This window comes from Acinetobacter sp. UBA6526 (assembly GCF_002434875.1).
Classification (GTDB): domain Bacteria; phylum Pseudomonadota; class Gammaproteobacteria; order Pseudomonadales; family Moraxellaceae; genus Acinetobacter; species Acinetobacter venetianus.
In genome coordinates, this window is sequence record NZ_DJLC01000120.1 from 26,059 (window position 1) to 43,314 (window position 17,256).

16 protein-coding genes are annotated in these 17,256 nt (G+C 38.9%); 7 read left to right on the forward strand and 9 right to left on the reverse strand.

What is annotated here, in order from left to right; translation table 11 throughout:
• Positions 1-102 precede the first annotated feature (102 nt).
• The 7 genes from B4237_RS08025 to B4237_RS08055 all read right to left on the reverse strand — a co-directional run bounded on the left by B4237_RS08025 (position 103) and on the right by B4237_RS08055 (position 7,858).
• Positions 103-951 (reverse strand): class II glutamine amidotransferase, encoded by an 849-nt coding sequence (locus tag B4237_RS08025; RefSeq protein ID WP_286942583.1) that lies wholly within the window; start codon positions 949-951, stop codon positions 103-105.
• A 99-nt stretch (positions 952-1,050) separates the two neighbouring features.
• The gene (locus B4237_RS08030) at positions 1,051-1,827 is read right to left on the reverse strand and encodes a GNAT family N-acetyltransferase (RefSeq protein ID WP_278596707.1); all 777 of its coding nucleotides are present in this window, start codon (positions 1,825-1,827) and stop codon (positions 1,051-1,053) included.
• Positions 1,828-1,953: 126 nt separating this feature from the next.
• A complete protein-coding gene (gene argB / locus B4237_RS08035) occupies positions 1,954-2,853 on the reverse strand; it encodes an acetylglutamate kinase (RefSeq protein ID WP_278596706.1) in 900 nt (299 codons plus the stop codon).
• A 14-nt stretch (positions 2,854-2,867) separates the two neighbouring features.
• Positions 2,868-4,286 carry a phosphomannomutase/phosphoglucomutase gene (locus B4237_RS08040; protein ID WP_278596705.1) on the reverse strand — a complete coding sequence of 473 codons (1,419 nt, stop codon included), beginning with the start codon at positions 4,284-4,286 and terminating at the stop codon, positions 2,868-2,870.
• A 194-nt stretch (positions 4,287-4,480) separates the two neighbouring features.
• Positions 4,481-4,933, reverse strand: coding sequence for a dUTP diphosphatase (dut, locus tag B4237_RS08045; protein ID WP_019385011.1), 453 nt, complete (start codon positions 4,931-4,933; stop codon positions 4,481-4,483).
• Positions 4,934-4,956: 23 nt separating this feature from the next.
• The gene (gene rep, locus B4237_RS08050; RefSeq protein WP_286942587.1) at positions 4,957-6,996 is read right to left on the reverse strand and encodes a DNA helicase Rep; all 2,040 of its coding nucleotides are present in this window, start codon (positions 6,994-6,996) and stop codon (positions 4,957-4,959) included.
• A 196-nt stretch (positions 6,997-7,192) separates the two neighbouring features.
• A complete protein-coding gene (locus B4237_RS08055) occupies positions 7,193-7,858 on the reverse strand; it encodes an OmpA family protein (protein ID WP_004881069.1) in 666 nt (221 codons plus the stop codon).
• A gap of 391 nt (positions 7,859-8,249) precedes the next feature.
• Between B4237_RS08055 and B4237_RS08060 the strand changes: the two genes are divergently transcribed.
• The 6 genes from B4237_RS08060 to B4237_RS08085 all read left to right on the forward strand — a co-directional run bounded on the left by B4237_RS08060 (position 8,250) and on the right by B4237_RS08085 (position 12,714).
• Entirely contained in the window at positions 8,250-9,167 is a 918-nt protein-coding gene (locus B4237_RS08060; RefSeq protein WP_007481233.1) for an acyltransferase, read from the forward strand.
• Between the two features lie 24 nt (positions 9,168-9,191).
• Complete coding sequence (locus tag B4237_RS08065) at positions 9,192-10,250, forward strand: preprotein translocase subunit SecA (RefSeq protein WP_278596704.1); 1,059 nt, start codon at positions 9,192-9,194, stop codon at positions 10,248-10,250.
• A 117-nt stretch (positions 10,251-10,367) separates the two neighbouring features.
• On the forward strand, positions 10,368-11,087 hold the full coding sequence (gene minC, locus B4237_RS08070; RefSeq protein ID WP_007481229.1) for a septum site-determining protein MinC: 720 nt from the start codon (positions 10,368-10,370) through the stop codon (positions 11,085-11,087).
• Between the two features lie 65 nt (positions 11,088-11,152).
• Positions 11,153-11,965, forward strand: a complete 813-nt coding sequence (gene minD, locus B4237_RS08075) for a septum site-determining protein MinD (RefSeq protein WP_019385017.1) — start codon at positions 11,153-11,155, stop codon at positions 11,963-11,965.
• A gap of 2 nt (positions 11,966-11,967) precedes the next feature.
• Positions 11,968-12,240, forward strand: a complete 273-nt coding sequence (gene minE / locus B4237_RS08080) for a cell division topological specificity factor MinE (protein WP_004663449.1) — start codon at positions 11,968-11,970, stop codon at positions 12,238-12,240.
• Positions 12,241-12,426: 186 nt separating this feature from the next.
• Positions 12,427-12,714 carry a PA4642 family protein gene (locus tag B4237_RS08085; protein WP_007481225.1) on the forward strand — a complete coding sequence of 96 codons (288 nt, stop codon included), beginning with the start codon at positions 12,427-12,429 and terminating at the stop codon, positions 12,712-12,714.
• A 51-nt stretch (positions 12,715-12,765) separates the two neighbouring features.
• Here B4237_RS08085 and rhtC read toward each other — a convergent pair whose 3' ends face one another.
• Together rhtC and B4237_RS08095 are read right to left on the reverse strand one after the other, a co-directional pair.
• Positions 12,766-13,383, reverse strand: coding sequence for a threonine export protein RhtC (gene rhtC, locus B4237_RS08090; protein WP_286942593.1), 618 nt, complete (start codon positions 13,381-13,383; stop codon positions 12,766-12,768).
• Positions 13,384-13,511: 128 nt separating this feature from the next.
• The gene (locus tag B4237_RS08095) at positions 13,512-16,577 is read right to left on the reverse strand and encodes a DNA translocase FtsK (RefSeq protein WP_286942594.1); all 3,066 of its coding nucleotides are present in this window, start codon (positions 16,575-16,577) and stop codon (positions 13,512-13,514) included.
• Positions 16,578-16,831: 254 nt separating this feature from the next.
• On the opposite strand from B4237_RS08095, the gene B4237_RS08100 reads away from it, so the two are divergent.
• On the forward strand, positions 16,832-17,256 hold a 425-nt coding region (locus tag B4237_RS08100), incomplete at its 3' end, for an FAD-dependent oxidoreductase (RefSeq protein ID WP_286942596.1).

The following is a 17,256-nucleotide window of genomic DNA, read 5'->3' on the forward strand; positions in this document are numbered from 1 at the left end:
AGAAAAATTATCTCTTTAATTTTATTGAAATATGTATAAAAAATACAACTTTAGTAGCATAAGAAAATAATATGCAGACTATTAATCTGAGTTATATTGAAATTAATATTGATCAGCTTTGGTTACTCTTTTTAATGATGGGTTTTCAGCTTCTCTTACAAGTCGCTCAATATGAGTTAAAGCGTGTTTTATTGATTTACCATCTTGAAATAAAATCATTTCACCTGGCTGATACGCTGTCCATGCTTCATTATGCGTTAAAGGTTCTGTCGTGATGACAGCAACTCTGTCTTCAGGTGTTGTCACTTCACTAAAGTCGACCTCAACGTCTAAATCAATGAGATGTGCATGCTGAAAAGGATATTCCCGTACTAACCAATGTAGCTTCGTTGTCGCATAACTAAATAAAGCTTTGCCATTCGACAAACAGAAGTTAAAAGTTCCATGCTCAGCTACTTGCGGTGAGATACGTTCTAATAAAGAAAATATTTGCTCCAAGCTCGGCTCAGTATAGCCAAACACCTCAACCAATTGATCAAGCAAAAAGCAAAAAGCGAGTTCACTATCAGTATTACCAACAGGTTCAAAGCGACCACTTAATTTTGGATCAAAATTATGTAAATCACCATTATGTGCGAAAATCCAATGTCTCCCCCATAACTCTCGCAGAAATGGATGAGAATTTTCTAAAGTAATCTTACCCTGCGTCGCTTTTCTGATATGTGCGATGACATTACGAGACTTGATTGGATAATTACGCACTAAGTCTGCAATTGGGGATTCAACAGCTGATTGATTATCGACAAATAAGCGACAAGCTTTATCTTCAAAGAATGCAATCCCGAACCCATCACAGTGATCAGACGTCACACCAGCTCGTTGAGAAAAACCACGAAAAGAGAAGGTAATATCTGTTGGGGTAGCGCAATTCATTCCTAATAGCTGGCACATATCTATAATCTTTTTAACATCTTCGCCTATTGTGCATGAGGTTTCGATGTATTGTAAATCTCAATATGTGCTCACTATAGGATTGAGAACGATATATGCTTATCGTTGCACCATCTTATTCATTACAAAAGAGGTAGCAATCTTATTTACTTCTAAAAAAACAAAATAATCTAAACATTTAAAATACTCATCATAGAATGCTTCTTTAGATAGTTTTGACTGCATTCCCAAATAAGTTTGGAACAATTTCGGCATACGCTCATCTTGAGGGAAACTGAAATCAGGACGTACTGGCTCAAACGCATGCTTTGAACGAATATCGATGGTTTGATGATCTGCCAACTGTTGAATTTGGCGATGAGTGTAATAAGTACGAGCCAAATTGTCTTCTAGATGAATGCTGACGCAACCCATCAAGTATTTTGCACGCATTGACCAAAGTACTTTTGGGGCTAAATTCAACCATAACATCGACAATGCTTTACCTGAGCGAAAACGTGGATGTACGCAGGTACGCCCAATTTCGAGAACATTCGGTAAATGTGATAACTGAGGAACGATTTCAAACTCTTTTGCACTGTAGCTCTGGCTAATTTCATGGCCTTGGAACAATTTAAGGCGCGTATACGCAACAATCTCACCAGTCCACTTCTCACGTAACACGGCGTGTTCACAACCAAAATCGTAAAGATCCTGATCTAAACCATCTTCAAATGACATACCAAATTGATGAGCAAATTGCGTTGCTCTAAAACGTTGTACTTCTTGTAATTCTTTTAAGTTGTCCACCCATTCAAAACGGAATTGATTTTGAGCTGGTTTGTGGCGTAAAGGTAAAGTCAATGTCTGACGATATTGATTTAATTTTTCTAGCATAATGAAAGCTCCTTATGGCTAGATTTACCTTAAATCGCTTAAATGACACTGCCATGACTAAAACATGAACAGGTCATGACAAAAAAAGAGACCTACTTGAGATCTCTTTTAAATCAATATGATGAATTAATGTTTTGCACGATTAGTAATGAGTGTACCCACACCATGATCAGTAAAGATTTCTAATAAGCTTGCATGTGGCACACGACCATCAACAATATGTGCGCTAACAACACCACCTTTTACAGCATCAAGAGCACAACCGACTTTAGGAATCATGCCACCGTAGATCACACCCGTTTCGATCAAGCGATCAACTTCTTGTGTGCTTAGACCTGTTAATAAATTTTTATTTTCGTCTAAAACGCCAGTGATATTGGTAAGTAGAATAAGCTTCTCAGCGCCTAATGCTTCAGCAACTTTACCCGCGACAAGGTCAGCATTGATGTTGTAGGTATTACCGTCCTCATCGACACCTAATGGCGCGATCACAGGGATAAAATCACCTTGGGAAAACATTTCTAATACATCAGTTTTTACGCCTGTAACCTCACCCACCATACCTAGATCAATTTGCGAAATTGAACCATCAGCTTCCTGTTTTTCCATTAACAGTTTACGTGCACGAAGTAAATTACCATCCTTACCCGTTAAACCAATTGCACGACCACCATGTTTATTAATCAAATTAACGATTGATTTATTGACGCTACCGCCCAACACCATTTCAACCACTTCCATCGTGGCTTGATCTGTAACACGCATACCATCAATTCGGTCAGACTCTTGACCTAAACGCTTGAGTAATGAATCGACTTGTGGGCCGCCACCATGTACTACGATTGGATTTAAGCCCACTGTTTTTAACAGCACGATGTCACGAGCAAAAGAGCTTTCTAACTCAGGATCAGTCATTGCGTTGCCACCATATTTTACAACCAGCGTTTTACCTGAAAAACGTTGGATATACGGCAAAGCTTCAATCAAAATTTTTGCTTTATCAATGCCGATATGCTCGTGTGGCATGTGACTCTCCTTCATTAAGCCTGTGCAAGTTCTTGTGCAATCAATGGATACTGTGGTTGCAACATAGAAACAAATTTCTGGCGGATTTCAACTAAGCGGTCAGGATGATCTGCATCAAAACGAACAGTAAAATACTCGCCAGTATTAGATGCTCGAATAATGCCAAAACCATCATCAAAATCAAGTCTTACACCATCGATTTTACTGATACGAGCACCTAAACGATGACTTAAAATTTCAACGTCACTCAAAACTTGCTTTGGATTGATATGATGCGTGCTGATATATGTGTCTTCGGTACAGTATCTTTCCGGGTATACTGAGAGTAACTCGGCTAAGCTTTTAGCATCAGATTGAGTCAAATACTCCATAACACGTAACGCAGCATATAATCCATCGTCATAGCCATAACCGCGCCCATCGTTAAACACATAATGTCCCGCATATTCACCGCCAAATACAGCTTCACCTTGCGACTGCGATAAATACGCGCGTAAAAAACTACTACCTGTTCGGATCATTTTCGCTTGTCCCTCAAGCTGCTGAACTGTATCAGCGACCATACGAGAGCATTTCACATCAAATACGATTTCTTTATGTGGATGTTGTTGCAAACACATCTGGGCAAATAAAGACAATAAACGATCAGGACTAATGATATGTGCTAGCTCATCCAATAAAACCACTCGATCTCCATCACCATCTAAGGCAATACCAAGATCGGCTTTCTCTGACAGAATAGCTGCTTGTAATTGTGATAAATGTTCTGCATGTGAAGGATCAGGTGCATGATCTGGAAAGTGCCCATTTGCCTCACAACGCAGCGCGATCACTTCGCAACCTAACTTTTCCAAAACAAGCTTTGCACATCGCCCAGCAGAGCCATTCAAACCATCTAAAACAACTTTTAATGGTCTTGTTAGGTGAATATCGCTGAGTAAAGAATGTTGATATTGCAAGCAATACTGCGGAATGATTTTATGGAGCAAACCATCAACTAAAGGACTATCGAGTTGATTCTTAGATATTTGAGCAAGATGTCCGACATGTTGAATCATTTCAGGACAAGGTGGCTCTCCTTTTAGAATCCATTTAATCCCATTATCAGATTTTGGATTGTGACTTGCCGTCACCATGATTCCATTACCACCAAAATCTCGGGCAATGTAATACATCATCGGTGAAGAACAGCACCCTATATTGGTTACAACTATTCCTTGTTGTTCAAATATCTGTTGAATGATATTTGCATACGTTGGACTAGTTAGACGAGCATCATAACCAATGACAATATGGTTTTGCTTACTTTTTTTATATTGATCTGCTAAAGCATAAGCGATAGAACAAATGACTTGAGGTGTTAAATTGCTAAGTTTTCCACGGATATCATAAGCACGAAAAATATTCAGAGGAAATGTATGTTTTATATTCACAGCAAGCCCCTATTTCTTATAATTGAAATGCTAATCCAAAAGATAAAATACTATTAAGAAATTAACTAACCCTTGTTCAGAAAAATTAAAATAATTCATCTGCTGCTTTTTAATATAAATTAATGAAACAATCAATATGAAAAATGCAATGCTTTTCAGGAAAACATTGCATTTAAAGTGATAACTACAGCAAATTATTGTTGCCCAGTATGACCGAAACCACCAGCACCACGCTCAGTCGCAACAAACTCATTCACTTGTTCAAACTCAGCTTGTACTACAGGAACGAGTACATATTGTGCCAAACGCTCACCTGGCTCTAAGCGAAATGTATTTTGTCCACGATTCCAAACAGAAACCATGAGCTCACCTTGATAATCAGAGTCAATTAAACCAACTAAGTTACCTAACACAATACCATGTTTATGACCAAGACCAGAACGAGGTAAAATTAAACCAGCAAAATTAGGATCTTCAATATAAATTGCTAAACCAGTTTTAACTAAAACCGTTTCACCAGCAGCAATTTCAATCGCCTCATCCAAACATGCACGTAAATCTAAACCTGCTGAACCATTTGTTGCATAAGAAGGCATTGCCCACTCTTGGCCTAAACGCTTGTCTAATACTTTTACTTGGACTTTCATTACAACTTCCTACTTACAATTTTTTAACGTTTCAATAAAGCTTTTAAATTCGCGAGATATTGCTGAGCTTGTTCTTTTGGATCGACATTTGACGCAAGTTTCTTTTTACGTCCATGCCATTCCAACTCATCTAGTGGCAACTCATCCAAGAATCGACTTGGTGTCATTTGACGCATTTGACCACCATTCTTACGCTGTTCAGCTAAAGTAATGGTCAAACCTTGTCGCGCACGTGTAATTCCCACATACATCAATCGACGCTCTTCCTCGATGGTTTCTGAGGCGATTGAGTTTTTATGTGGTAATAACTCTTCTTCTAAACCGATCATATAGACATAAGGGAATTCCAACCCTTTCGCAGCATGTAAAGTTAATAAGTTAACTTTATCGGTATCTTCCTCTTCCTGCTGCTGTTCAAGCATATCTAACAACACAAGTTTACGAATGACACTTTCAATATTCTTCTCATCAACATCGTCTGTACGATTCAATAAGTTTTGGATGCTGGTGTATAAACTTTCGATATTGTCTATTTTGGTTTTTTCTTGTGCAGGCGTCGCAGCTTGTTCACGAACGTAATCGATGTACCCTGCTTCATTGATCATCTGACGGACTTTTGGAACGGGTTCATCATCATCTAATAGCTCGCGCGTAAATGTTGCAATAAAGTCTGCAAACTCATGCAATTGTGTGGCAGCTTTTTTCGGTAAAACCATCGATAAACGTTGATCCGAAGATGCTGTTAATAACGACAAAGTATTTTCTTGGGCAAATAACCCCAACTTTTCAAGCGTTACAGGGCCAATCGCACGTTTTGGCGTATTAATAATACGTAAAAATGCGCTGTCATCTTCGGGGTTGATGATCAAGCGTAAATAGCTCATCACATCTTTAATTTCTGCGCGTGCGAAGAAAGATTGCCCGCCAGAAAGTTTATAAGGAATTTGCATTTGGCGAAGTTGTGTTTCTAAAACACGTGCTTGGAAGTTACCACGATATAAAATCGCATAATCTTTCCAATTTTTCCCATTCATCAATTTATGTGTGATGAGATCCTTAACAACACGCTCGGCCTCATCATCATCATTTAAACAAGTAATAATACGGATGGTCTCGCCATGCCCTTTATCACTCCACAGCTTCTTATCAAAAATATGTGGATTATTTTCAATAACAGCATTGGCTGCTTTTAAGATTCGGCTGGTTGAACGATAGTTTTGTTCAAGCTTAATCACTTTTAAGTTATGGAAATCATCTTTCAACAACGCCATATTTTCAGGTTTTGCACCACGCCACGCATAAATGGACTGGTCATCATCACCAACGGCAGTAAACTGCCCCATCACACCAACCAACAGCTTCACCAAGGTATATTGTGCTGTGTTGGTATCTTGATATTCATCAACCAGTAAATAACGCACACGATTCTGCCATTTATCACGCACTTCAGCATTTTCTTGGAGTAAACGTGTTGGCATCACGATCAGATCATCAAAGTCTACAGCGTTATATGCACGTAAGTTGCGCTCATAGAGTTGGTATAAATGTGCAAGTTGTACGTCTTCAACAGTTTCACAAGTTGAGTGTGCCTGTTCTGGCACAACCAAGTCATTTTTCCAATCTGAGATTTTCTTCATTGCTTTCGCAATAAGCTCTTTACTCTCTGCCCCGGACATATTGTCACGTTGCATCAAATCCATCAGGATTCGTTTACAGTCATCCGCATCTAGAATCGAAAAATTATTTTTAAGCGGTAAATGTTTTAGTTCTATACGTAATAAATTCAGACCAAAGGTATGGAAAGTAGAAACAGACAAACCTTTTGCTTCTTCACGAGAGAGTAATTTACCAACACGCTCTTTCATCTCACGTGCTGCTTTGTTCGTAAATGTCATTGCTGTAATACGATGTGCTGGAATACCACACTGTTGCACTAAAAAAGCAATCTTTCGAGTAATAACAGAAGTTTTACCTGAACCTGCACCTGCAAGCACCAACAATGGCCCCTGAACATATTTCATGGCTTCAAGTTGCTTGTCATTGAGTTGACTGGCAGATGACATTAATAATACCTCTCTCGTTTCCGAGCCTTATTTTTCGAGCACAATTATAGACATCTCTTTTTTAGAATCCCAATAGTAAATCTTGGGATATGTATAAATTATGGTGTCTTATGCAATTGCTACGCCACAGTTTGTCGCGAGATTCTAAAAGCCATAAAAAAACCACCCGAAGGTGGTTTTTAGAAATCAGTAAAAATTACTGTTTTGCATAAATGCTGATTTCAACACGGCGGTTTTGCTCTTTACCAGCAGCAGTCGCGTTAGAAGCGATTGGGTTAGAAGACCCCATACCCTGCGCATCAATACGGCTGCTTGAAATACCTTGACCAGCTAAATACGTTTTAACTGATTGAGCACGCGCTTGAGATAATGGAATGTTGATTGAGTCATTACCAGTATTATCTGTATAACCTGTTACAAGAATCGCACTCTTGTTATCTTCTGCCAAAACTTGCGCAACTTTATTTAAAGTGCCGTAGAAGTTAGGTTTGATATTTGATTTGTTAGTATCAAATGTAATGCTACCAGGCATAATCAATTGAACAGAACCATCTGGATTACGGCCTACATCAACGCCAGTACCTGCCATTTGCTCACGTAATTTTTTCTCTTTGTTATCGAGATATAAACCGCTCGCACCACCAAGAATCGCACCAATTGCAATCGCACGGTTGTTTTGGCTGCTGCTACCGTTGTTAATACCCTTAGAAACACCGTAACCTGCCGCCGCACCAATTAATGCACCTAAAGCAGATTTGTCGTAAGAAACACCACCAATATCATTACCCTGACCGCTCATTGTTTGGCAACCAGAAAGTACCAATCCAGCCCCTACGAGTGTTGAAATTACTAATGCACGCATTGCGTAGCTCCTGTCTATGTATTTTGTTGTCTTGGTAAATAATGAAGTAGAACTTTGCGCTAGACCATTGATATTTTGTTAATAATAAACACTTTATTTATATTTTTGTAATATTTTGATGCACTTTACTTGAAGGTATCATCACACTTCCTCCATGTTTGACCAATTATGAACTAAAAATGAATTTCGAGACTCGGATCACAAAACAAGTCATCAGATAACAGATCTGTTCCATATATTGAGTTTTCACCTATTTTGCACAGAAAAACTCGCTTAAATGATTTAAATATATAAAAAATGTCAACATCTCTAAATATACAGTTGTATTTCAATCTCTGTTGTTTATAGTTGGAGCATCTTTATTAAAACGTCTGCACTCAAGGCTCGATTTATGACTAACGCAAATAAAAAAGCGTCCTTATTGCAAAAAGTAAGCAAAGGACTCACCGTCAGTTCAGTGATCACTGGAAGTACATTTTTGCATGGTCCTCCAGTTCTAGCTTTGGGCTTCACTAAATTCTTTAAAAAATCAAAAAAAGTCGATGAAACCAATATCCAGTTAGCAAATAGCTGGATTGGCATTAACAATCAATTAATTGAACACGTCTTACCAAATCTAAATTGGGACATCACGATTGATGAAAAACTCGACCTGAATTTACAAGGTCGCTATATGATGATTTGTAATCATCAGAGCTGGGTCGATACGACGGTTAATCAATATTTTGGTTTAAAACGTATGCCACTCACCCGTTTCTTCACCAAATGGGAACTTATTTTTATTCCTTTTGTAGGGCAAGCCTTCAAGATTTTGGGCTTCCCAATGATGAAACGTCATACCAAGGCTCAAATTGCAAAGAATCCAGAACTTAAGCATCGTGATATGCTCGAAGCACGCAAAGCTTGTGAACAGCTATTAAGTCAACCTTTTACTTTATTAAACTATTTAGAAGGAACACGCTTTACGCCTGAGAAACATGCTCAACAGCAATCGCCATATCAAAACTTATTAAAGCCTAAAGCAGGTGGATTGGCCTTGGCATTGAATATCTTGGGAGATAAAATCGATTCTCTCGTTGATATGACCATTGTTTATCCAAATGGTGCACCAGGTTATGGCGATTTTTGGTTAGGTGGCGTATCAGATATTGCTGTCGATTTACGTAAAATTGATATTCCAGATTGGGTTCTCGGTGGTAATTACGAAGACGATCCAGTTTATCGTGAACGGTTCCAAAAGTGGGTAGATCAAATCTGGACTGAAAAAGATCAACTCATTACTCGTATGAAATCCAGATACAACCAGTAATTTATTAAGGGATTAAATAGAAGTATGGCCCAGCAGGACTCTGATCAAAACTCTAAATATAACTATGTAAATCCGAGCAGTAAGTTTTTTAAACTGTTCCTTGTCTATGACATTTTCATGGTCTTTATTATTGTTTTTAACCTGTTCTGTTTGGGCATGAACTTCTTTCTCATGAGCAATATTGGAGCGTGGTTTTTTAATACCATCCAGCTCCCAAGTGTTCTTGAGTTTTATCGTACACACTTACATCCGTGGGTCATCATCACAGAAGCGTGGTTTATTATCTTTTTAATTGCTGAGCTTACCGTACGTTGGTTTCTTGCAATTGTCCAAAAGCATCATGCGCGTTGGTGGTTCTTCCCTTTTATTCACTGGTACGAAATCATTGCGATTATTCCGCATTTCCGTTTTTTACGTTTATTCCGCGCTGGTATTATTGCTTATCGACTACACGAGCTGGGTTATAAAGTTGTTCCTGATAATCTTCGAATCAAAGCACTCTTTTACTATCGTGTCGTAATGGAAGAGCTTTCTGATCGTGTTGTGATTACCGTGATTGATGGTATTCGACATGAGCTGGATACAAGTTCAAGTCATAAAAAGATTATTCATGACTTAGTAGATCATCATCGACAATTATTCACAGTAACACTTGCTTCGATGTTGCAAGAGTCGCTTGCTGTCGCATTACAACAACAAGAACCTGCGATTAAGCAAAAAGTCGGCCTTATTGTGAATCAATCAATTGAGGATACACCTGAACTCACCCAATTATTACGTCTAATTCCAATTGTTGGTGGGCGCATCGAACAACAAATTCAAAGTATAGGACAACGCTTAGGTGAAAATATTAGCGCTGGTCTAATCGAACCATTTACCGCAGGTTCACCACAAAAACCAAATGAAAGTTATCAGCTGATTGCAGAGAAAGTCAGTGAGTTAAATATCGACAATCATTACTTAGAAGAATTGGTTGAATCCGTCGTATATGAAAGCCTTGAAGCTATTCGAAAACAAGTAAAAGTAAAACAATGGCAGCAAATGTTAGAAGAACATGATCAATTGGATAAAAAAGCAGAATGATTACAAGAAAAATTACCAATCGTGCTAGAGAATTCGTGTAATTTGTTCTAGCATTTGCTTTTATTTACAACATGCTTTAACACAATAGAGCGCTTAAAAAGCCCTGAAGGATAAATTATGGCTGATATACGGATTACGGGCAGAATGGTGAATTTTAGTCGACTGACTTTCGACACAAATGACCATACTGCAATCCGCCAGCAACTTAGCAACACACTCAGCGAAGGTTCTTATTTAGGAACTTTAGTCATTATTGATAGTACAGTTGAGCAAGAACTGATTGCCTTAATTCAGCTTTTGATTGATTTGGGCTTACAACCGATGGCTGTCATTGATGGTATCTTGGGCGAACAAGCACGTGCGATCCAGTTCCCTGTACTTCCTGCAGACCAACCACTACAAAGAATCAAAGCATCCAAAGAGCAAGTCGTTGAGCATGTAGCAGAGAAACCTTCAGAGAGTTCTGCAATACAAACACCACAAAAAAATACATCGAATACGCATATCACCTCTTATCATGATGAGATTTTGCGTACAGGCCAATGTTTGGTCCAAGATCAAGGCGATATCATCTTAAATGCTGGCATGAATAGTGGTTCAGAAGTGATTGCGTCTGGAAATATTCACATTTATGGTAATGCTCGTGGTAGAGTCATTGCAGGTGCAGGTGGACATACTTCAGCGCGTATTTTTTGCCACTCGCTCGAAGCTGAACTTGTCTCTATTGCAGGGACTTATTGCGTAGCAGATGATATTCCAAAAGATATGATCAAAAAGTCTGTACATATTTATTTAAATAACAAGCAAGAGCTTGAATTTGAAGCTTTACAGTTTTAATTTATCAGATTAAACACCAAAAAAGCCCTTTTAGGGGCGTATGACCATAAATAGGAGTGGATTCGGTGGCCAAAATTGTTGTCGTAACGTCAGGCAAAGGTGGTGTAGGTAAAACTACAACAAGCGCATCTTTTGCAACAGGGTTAGCCCTACGTGGTCATAAGACTGTTGTGATTGACTTCGATGTAGGTTTACGAAATCTTGATTTGATCATGGGCTGCGAACGCCGCGTAGTTTATGACTTTGTAAATGTCATTAATAATGAAGCACGCTTACAACAAGCGCTGATCCGTGATAAAGATATTGAAAACTTATACATCCTCCCTGCTTCTCAAACACGTGATAAAGATGCGTTGAGTGACGATGGTGTAGCACGTGTAATCGACGAACTTTCTCAAGAATTTGATTACATTATCTGTGACTCACCTGCGGGTATTGAACGTGGTGCTATTTTAGCCATGTATCATGCTGATGAAGCAATCATTGTAACAAACCCTGAGATTTCATCAGTACGTGACTCTGACCGTATTATCGGTATGCTCGACAGCAAAACTAAAAAAGTTGAACAAAACGAAGGTCGTATCCGTAAGCATTTGTGTATCACACGTTTCAACCCAGAACGTGCTGACAAACAAGAAATGCTAACGATTGACGATATTTCAAAAGATATTTTACGAGTGCCGACATTGGGTGTTATTCCAGAATGTCCGAGTGTACTTCAAGCATCTAACGAAGGTAAGCCAGTTATACTTTATTCTGAAGCTAAAGCTGGACAAGCCTATGATGACTTAGTGGCTCGCTTCCTTGGCGAAGACCGTCCATATCGACACATTGAAGTACAGCCAAAAGGTTGGTTAGCTAGACTATTTGGAGCGTAATTATGGCAGGATTCTGGAGTAAACTTTTTAGCAGTGATGAAAAACCATCAAGTGCACAAACTGCCAAAGATCGCTTAAAAGTTATTGTTGCATCTGAACAAGGTTTAGGTCGTCGCCTAAGCCAAGATAAAATTGACCAAATGAAGAAAGAAATCATGCAGGTTGTAAGCCGTTATGTACGCGGTGTTGATGAACAGCATATTCAAATGCAAGTTCGTTCAGAAGCAAATATCGAAATGTTAGAAATGAATATCAATTTACCTGAAGATCGATAGAAGTTTTTTCATTAGCGAACTTTTGTAAATAAAGGCAGAATATACAGCAGAATTTTAAAAGTATTACTTTTCTAATCCCTCCCTACTTGAAGCCTAGCTTCTCGTCTTGCGGCAGGGAAAAGCGATGCTTTTCTAATCCTGCCTCATATTTTGCCTTTATTATTTTATAAGACAGAGGAGATTGTCATGGCATTATCACAGCCAGCAACTTTCAACGAAGAATGGTCAGATGAGCGTGTGTTTGCCTACCTCAACCAGCTTCCTCCAACTGGCGTCAATGCTGACTTTCATGTGCTATATCATGCATTCAAACATATGCGTCCAAATGACTATGAACGTTTATTAACAAAGTTCCTAGCTGATGGCCGTGATCTGAATGCAACGAATCCTGAAGGTCAACGGATTCATGATGTTATTGCACAGTTCCCTCGTCAAAAAGATGGATTCTTAGAAGTTTTAGCAAAATTTGCTTAATTCAACTTCATCAAAAAAGCCTGCTTAATGCAGGCTTTTTTATTTTTGCAATTATTGACTACCAATCAGATACACACCTAATAAGGTAAAAATCCCGCCAGAGACGCCATCAATCCATTTTGCAAAGTTTTGATAAGCAGCTCTAAATGTAGGCAATGAAAATACAAAAGCAACCACCAAAAACCATAACAAGGTTTCTACAGCGATGATAATAAAGAGTAATGAATGATGTTGATCAAACAATGGGTTTGCAAGGAATAATGAGAATACACTGCCAAAATAAATGACCGCTTTTGGATTTGATAAGTTCGTCAATAAACCTTTCATAAAAAACAAATAAGGCGACTGTGGTAATACCATTTGTTTTACAGTCTGCTCACCTTTTGAAAATGCCGAACGGAGCATCTGATAACCTAACCAGCATAGGTAAAGACCACCCGCAATTAAAAGTCCTTGCTTCAACCAAGCCATTTTTTCAAAAATAATATTAAGACCCATTAATGCTAAAAGTGACCAGACCATTGCACCTAAACAAATGCCAAGTGCAACAAGTACAGCATCTTTACGAGAACGACTAATCGCAGTTTGAGAAACTAAAAAGAAATCTGGACCGGGGGTGATGAGTGCACAAAAATGAATAAAAATTAGTGTACATAATGCGACTAACATAGCTCACCCTTCAACTTGATTTTTTGAACGATAAGCTTAAATAAAAAGCGTGATTATTACCATATAAAATTGATAAATATATAGCAATAAAGCCTCTAAATAGAGGCTTTATTCATACACTATTCTTATTAAACGAGAATCTCGCGTTTACCGTTCGCCCCCATTGAACTCACGATACCATTCTCTTCCATCTGATCAATGATACGTGCAGCACGGTTATATCCTAAGCTAAATTTACGCTGTAAAGATGATGTAGATGCTTTACGGGTTTCGAGCACAAATGCTACGCACTGATCATACAGCGCATCACGGCTTGGATCACCATCCCCATCCTCAAAACCACGAGAAGTTGGTTCTTCATCATACGGCGTTAAGATTTCATCAACGTAGTTTGGTTCACCACGCTCACGCCACGCATCACAAATACGGTTAACTTCGTCATCACTGATAAAAGCACCATGTACACGTTCAGGTTCAATTTTACCTGGCCCAAGGAATAACATATCACCATGACCAAGCAAGTCTTCTGCTCCACCCGCATCTAAGATAGTACGAGAGTCAATTTTACTATTCACACGTAAAGCCACACGTGTAGGAATATTGGCTTTAATTAGACCAGTAATTACATCAACCGATGGACGTTGTGTTGCAAGTAGTAAGTGAATCCCAGCAGCACGAGATTTCTGTGCTAATCGCGTGATCATTTCTTCAGCTTTTTTACCAACTTGCATGATCATATCGGCAAACTCATCTGCCACAATCACAATTGAAGGCAGTGGCGTTAATCGCGGTGCACGCTCACCCACCACTGAATCACTTGCTTTCCATGTTGGATCAATCAAGTCCTCACCATTCGCAATCGCTTCTTCTACCTTGCGGTTATAGTCACTAAGCTTACGAATCTTTAAAAAAGACATCAGCTTATAACGACGCTCCATCTCATTGACACACCAGTTCAATGCGCTCACCGCATCTTTCATATCGGTCACAACTGGCGTTAATAAATGTGGAATATCGTTATAGTTTGCTAATTCAAGTTGTTTAGGATCAATTAAAATGAGACGTAATTGATCAGGTGTATATTTCAACAACATCGATAAAATCATCGAGTTAACTGCAACTGATTTACCCGAACCTGTCGTACCAGCAACCAACATATGCGGTGCTTTGCCGAGATCTGTAATCACAGGATTGCCTGAAATATCTTTACCCATCGCCATTGAGAGCAAGCCTGCTGGATCTTCAAATGCAGGTGTTTTGAGTAACTCAATCAAGCGTACCATTTCACGGCTACTATTCGGTACTTCGATACCGATATACGGTTTACCAGCAATAACCTCAACCACACGTACAGAAGCCATTGACATTGAGCGAGCTAAATCACGAGAAATATTCGTCACTTTAGATGCTTTTACACCCGGCGCCAGGTCTAGTTCAAAACGAGTAACGACTGGTCCCGGTTGAGCCTCTACAACTTGAGCTTTAACATTAAATTCCTGTAATTTAATTTCTAAAAGTTCAGACAAACGCGCTAATTGCTCAGCCGTAAAATTCACTTTCTTGTTTGGATCAACTTCATCCAGCAACTCTAAACCCGGTAAAGTTGGTAGATCACGACGTTTTTGTGCAACTTGCATTGCGCGCGACATTGGACGACCAAATGCATCCGTTAACGGAGCATCTAAATCAAAGTCTTCCTCAATATCCAGATCTGGTTCAGCTTTACCAGCAGTCTCTTGCCAAGCTTCGATAAATGCTTCTTTAGATAAAGCTTCTTTTGGTGCAGCGACTTCGATTGGTGCTTTTACAAATGCAGAAGTTTGAGCATAGCTAGTGGTTTGAGGGCTAACTTTTTGCGGCTCATCATCAACCAAGAGATCATTAAAGTCATCAAAGCTAGCTAATTCATCTGATGCAGAGTTTTTAGGTGAATTGACTTGAGGTTGAGTCTCAACTGTATGTGTAAACTCAGATCTAGGCTGTTGAGATACTTCGTTAAAGGATTCTAAATGTAATGCTTCAACTTCACTGACAATATTCGTGCTTGGTTGTACTTCTTGAGTAAAAGGCGTATGTACATCTGTCGCAGTTTTACTATTTGGAACTGCTGCAAGTAACTCATCAAAAATCTGATCATCATTCCAATCTAAGTGACTATGAGCAGCTTGTTCTGCTTTAGATTCAGTTTGAGAAGGATGAGCATATTGCGTTGATGGATTTACAGAATCATCCGCAGCACGTAGCAAAGCATCAATTTCTTGTTTATGACTCGCATCATCGTGTTGAAGCGCACGCCAAACTTCGCCTGTTTGAATAAGACGTTGGCTTTCAGTCTCAAACTGATGAGCACGTTGTAAAGTCTCTTCAAAATCTTCTGTTGACTGAGTTTCTTGAGGTTGATTACTTTGCTGCTCTTTCGCAATAACATCAGCAAACAACTTTTCAGCTAATTGTTGATGATGATCATCATGTTTTGATGCCTTAACAGGTTCTTCAACCGCTTTAAATTGATCGTTGGCTACACCAGCAGTTTGTTCTTGGGCTTGCTGCTTATTTTTTATTGCGGGTGTATCTGCTGCTGTTAATTGCTCAGTCAAGTCATAAGCAGATTCTTGCTGAGGAATATTTTTATAAAATAAATCTTGTAGGTAAGCGGGTGTATTTTTCAACGTTACCCATGTTTTATTCCATTGGATTCCAAATGCCAAAGTGACTAATAAAATACTAAATGCTAATAAGAATAGCGTTGCACCGTAAATTGTCAATAATTGGCTAAGGCTTTGACCAAGTTCAAAACCAATGATCCCACCTGCCGCATTTTCTAAAGTATCGGCCGGCATACTCCAATGTAAGTAGAACAAGCTAGACAAAGACAGAATTAAGAAAAATTGAGCTGCATAACGAAATGGACGATTTAGAAAACTTCTTGGCCACCACACTTGTACTGCTTCGATAAACAGAAATAGTGGAATCAGTAAACTTGCCCATCCCAAAAAGCCAAACAATAAATCTGCGATCCACGCCCCTGCCACACCACTTGCATTTGACACCTGTTGTGTATCACTTGATATATGCATCCAACCCGGATCAAAAGGTGTGTAGGTTACTGTGGCAAGAAATAGATAAATGCCAAAAGAAATCAAAAATAATGTCATTAAAAAGCGTTGTGCATAAACACTTGACACCGCAGTCATATACTGTCCTGTAACCCAATTCGTTATTTGTTTGTCTATTTTTTAAGGTCTAAGCTACCTTAATCAATAAGTTTAATATTATGCACTCGTTCTTACAAAAAAGATGCACGATTGTTTACTGTTGTTGTTAACATCCAGCCTTGATATAGCCCAATTCGATTGAGTTAATCAATATTATCCTGATGGATTTAACCCACTCCCCTGTGGTTTCACGTATAATTTTACCAGTTTCAATATAAAAAGGATGTTCTTTAATGAGCGCTCGTCACTCACGGTTAATTATTTTGGGCTCTGGACCTGCAGGCTACAGCGCGGCGGTATATGCTGCTCGTGCAAATTTAAAGCCTACACTGATTGCAGGTTTACAACTTGGTGGTCAATTAACAACGACGACTGAAGTTGATAACTGGCCAGGCGACCCTGAAGGATTAACTGGTCCTGTGCTTATGGAACGTATGCAAGCTCATGCAGAACGTTTCGGTACAGAAATCGTTTACGATCATATTAATGAAGTAGACTTAAAAACTCGACCATTTGTCTTAAAAGGTGATATGGAAGAGTACACATGTGATGCGTTGATTATTGCAACAGGTGCAACTGCACAATATTTAGGTCTTGAATCTGAAGCTGCCTTTATGGGTCAAGGTGTAAGTGCTTGTGCAACATGTGATGGTTTTTT

What these genes read in the sequence shown, in the direction of transcription:
- B4237_RS08060 (WP_007481233.1), top strand. Translation starts at nt 8,250, where the DNA reads ATGACTAACGCAAATAAAAAAGCGTCCTTATTGCAAAAAGTAAGCAAA.
- B4237_RS08085 (WP_007481225.1), top strand. Translation starts at nt 12,427, where the DNA reads ATGGCATTATCACAGCCAGCAACTTTCAACGAAGAATGGTCAGATGAG.
- argB (WP_278596706.1), bottom strand. Translation starts at nt 2,853, where the DNA reads ATGCCACACGAGCATATCGGCATTGATAAAGCAAAAATTTTGATTGAA.
- minC (WP_007481229.1), top strand. Translation starts at nt 10,368, where the DNA reads ATGGCTGATATACGGATTACGGGCAGAATGGTGAATTTTAGTCGACTG.
- B4237_RS08025 (WP_286942583.1), bottom strand. Translation starts at nt 951, where the DNA reads ATGTGCCAGCTATTAGGAATGAATTGCGCTACCCCAACAGATATTACC.
- rep (WP_286942587.1), bottom strand. Translation starts at nt 6,996, where the DNA reads ATGTCATCTGCCAGTCAACTCAATGACAAGCAACTTGAAGCCATGAAA.
- dut (WP_019385011.1), bottom strand. Translation starts at nt 4,933, where the DNA reads ATGAAAGTCCAAGTAAAAGTATTAGACAAGCGTTTAGGCCAAGAGTGG.
- B4237_RS08055 (WP_004881069.1), bottom strand. Translation starts at nt 7,858, where the DNA reads ATGCGTGCATTAGTAATTTCAACACTCGTAGGGGCTGGATTGGTACTT.
- B4237_RS08095 (WP_286942594.1), bottom strand. Translation starts at nt 16,577, where the DNA reads ATGACTGCGGTGTCAAGTGTTTATGCACAACGCTTTTTAATGACATTA.
- minE (WP_004663449.1), top strand. Translation starts at nt 11,968, where the DNA reads ATGGCAGGATTCTGGAGTAAACTTTTTAGCAGTGATGAAAAACCATCA.
- rhtC (WP_286942593.1), bottom strand. Translation starts at nt 13,383, where the DNA reads ATGTTAGTCGCATTATGTACACTAATTTTTATTCATTTTTGTGCACTC.
- B4237_RS08030 (WP_278596707.1), bottom strand. Translation starts at nt 1,827, where the DNA reads ATGCTAGAAAAATTAAATCAATATCGTCAGACATTGACTTTACCTTTA.
- B4237_RS08065 (WP_278596704.1), top strand. Translation starts at nt 9,192, where the DNA reads ATGGCCCAGCAGGACTCTGATCAAAACTCTAAATATAACTATGTAAAT.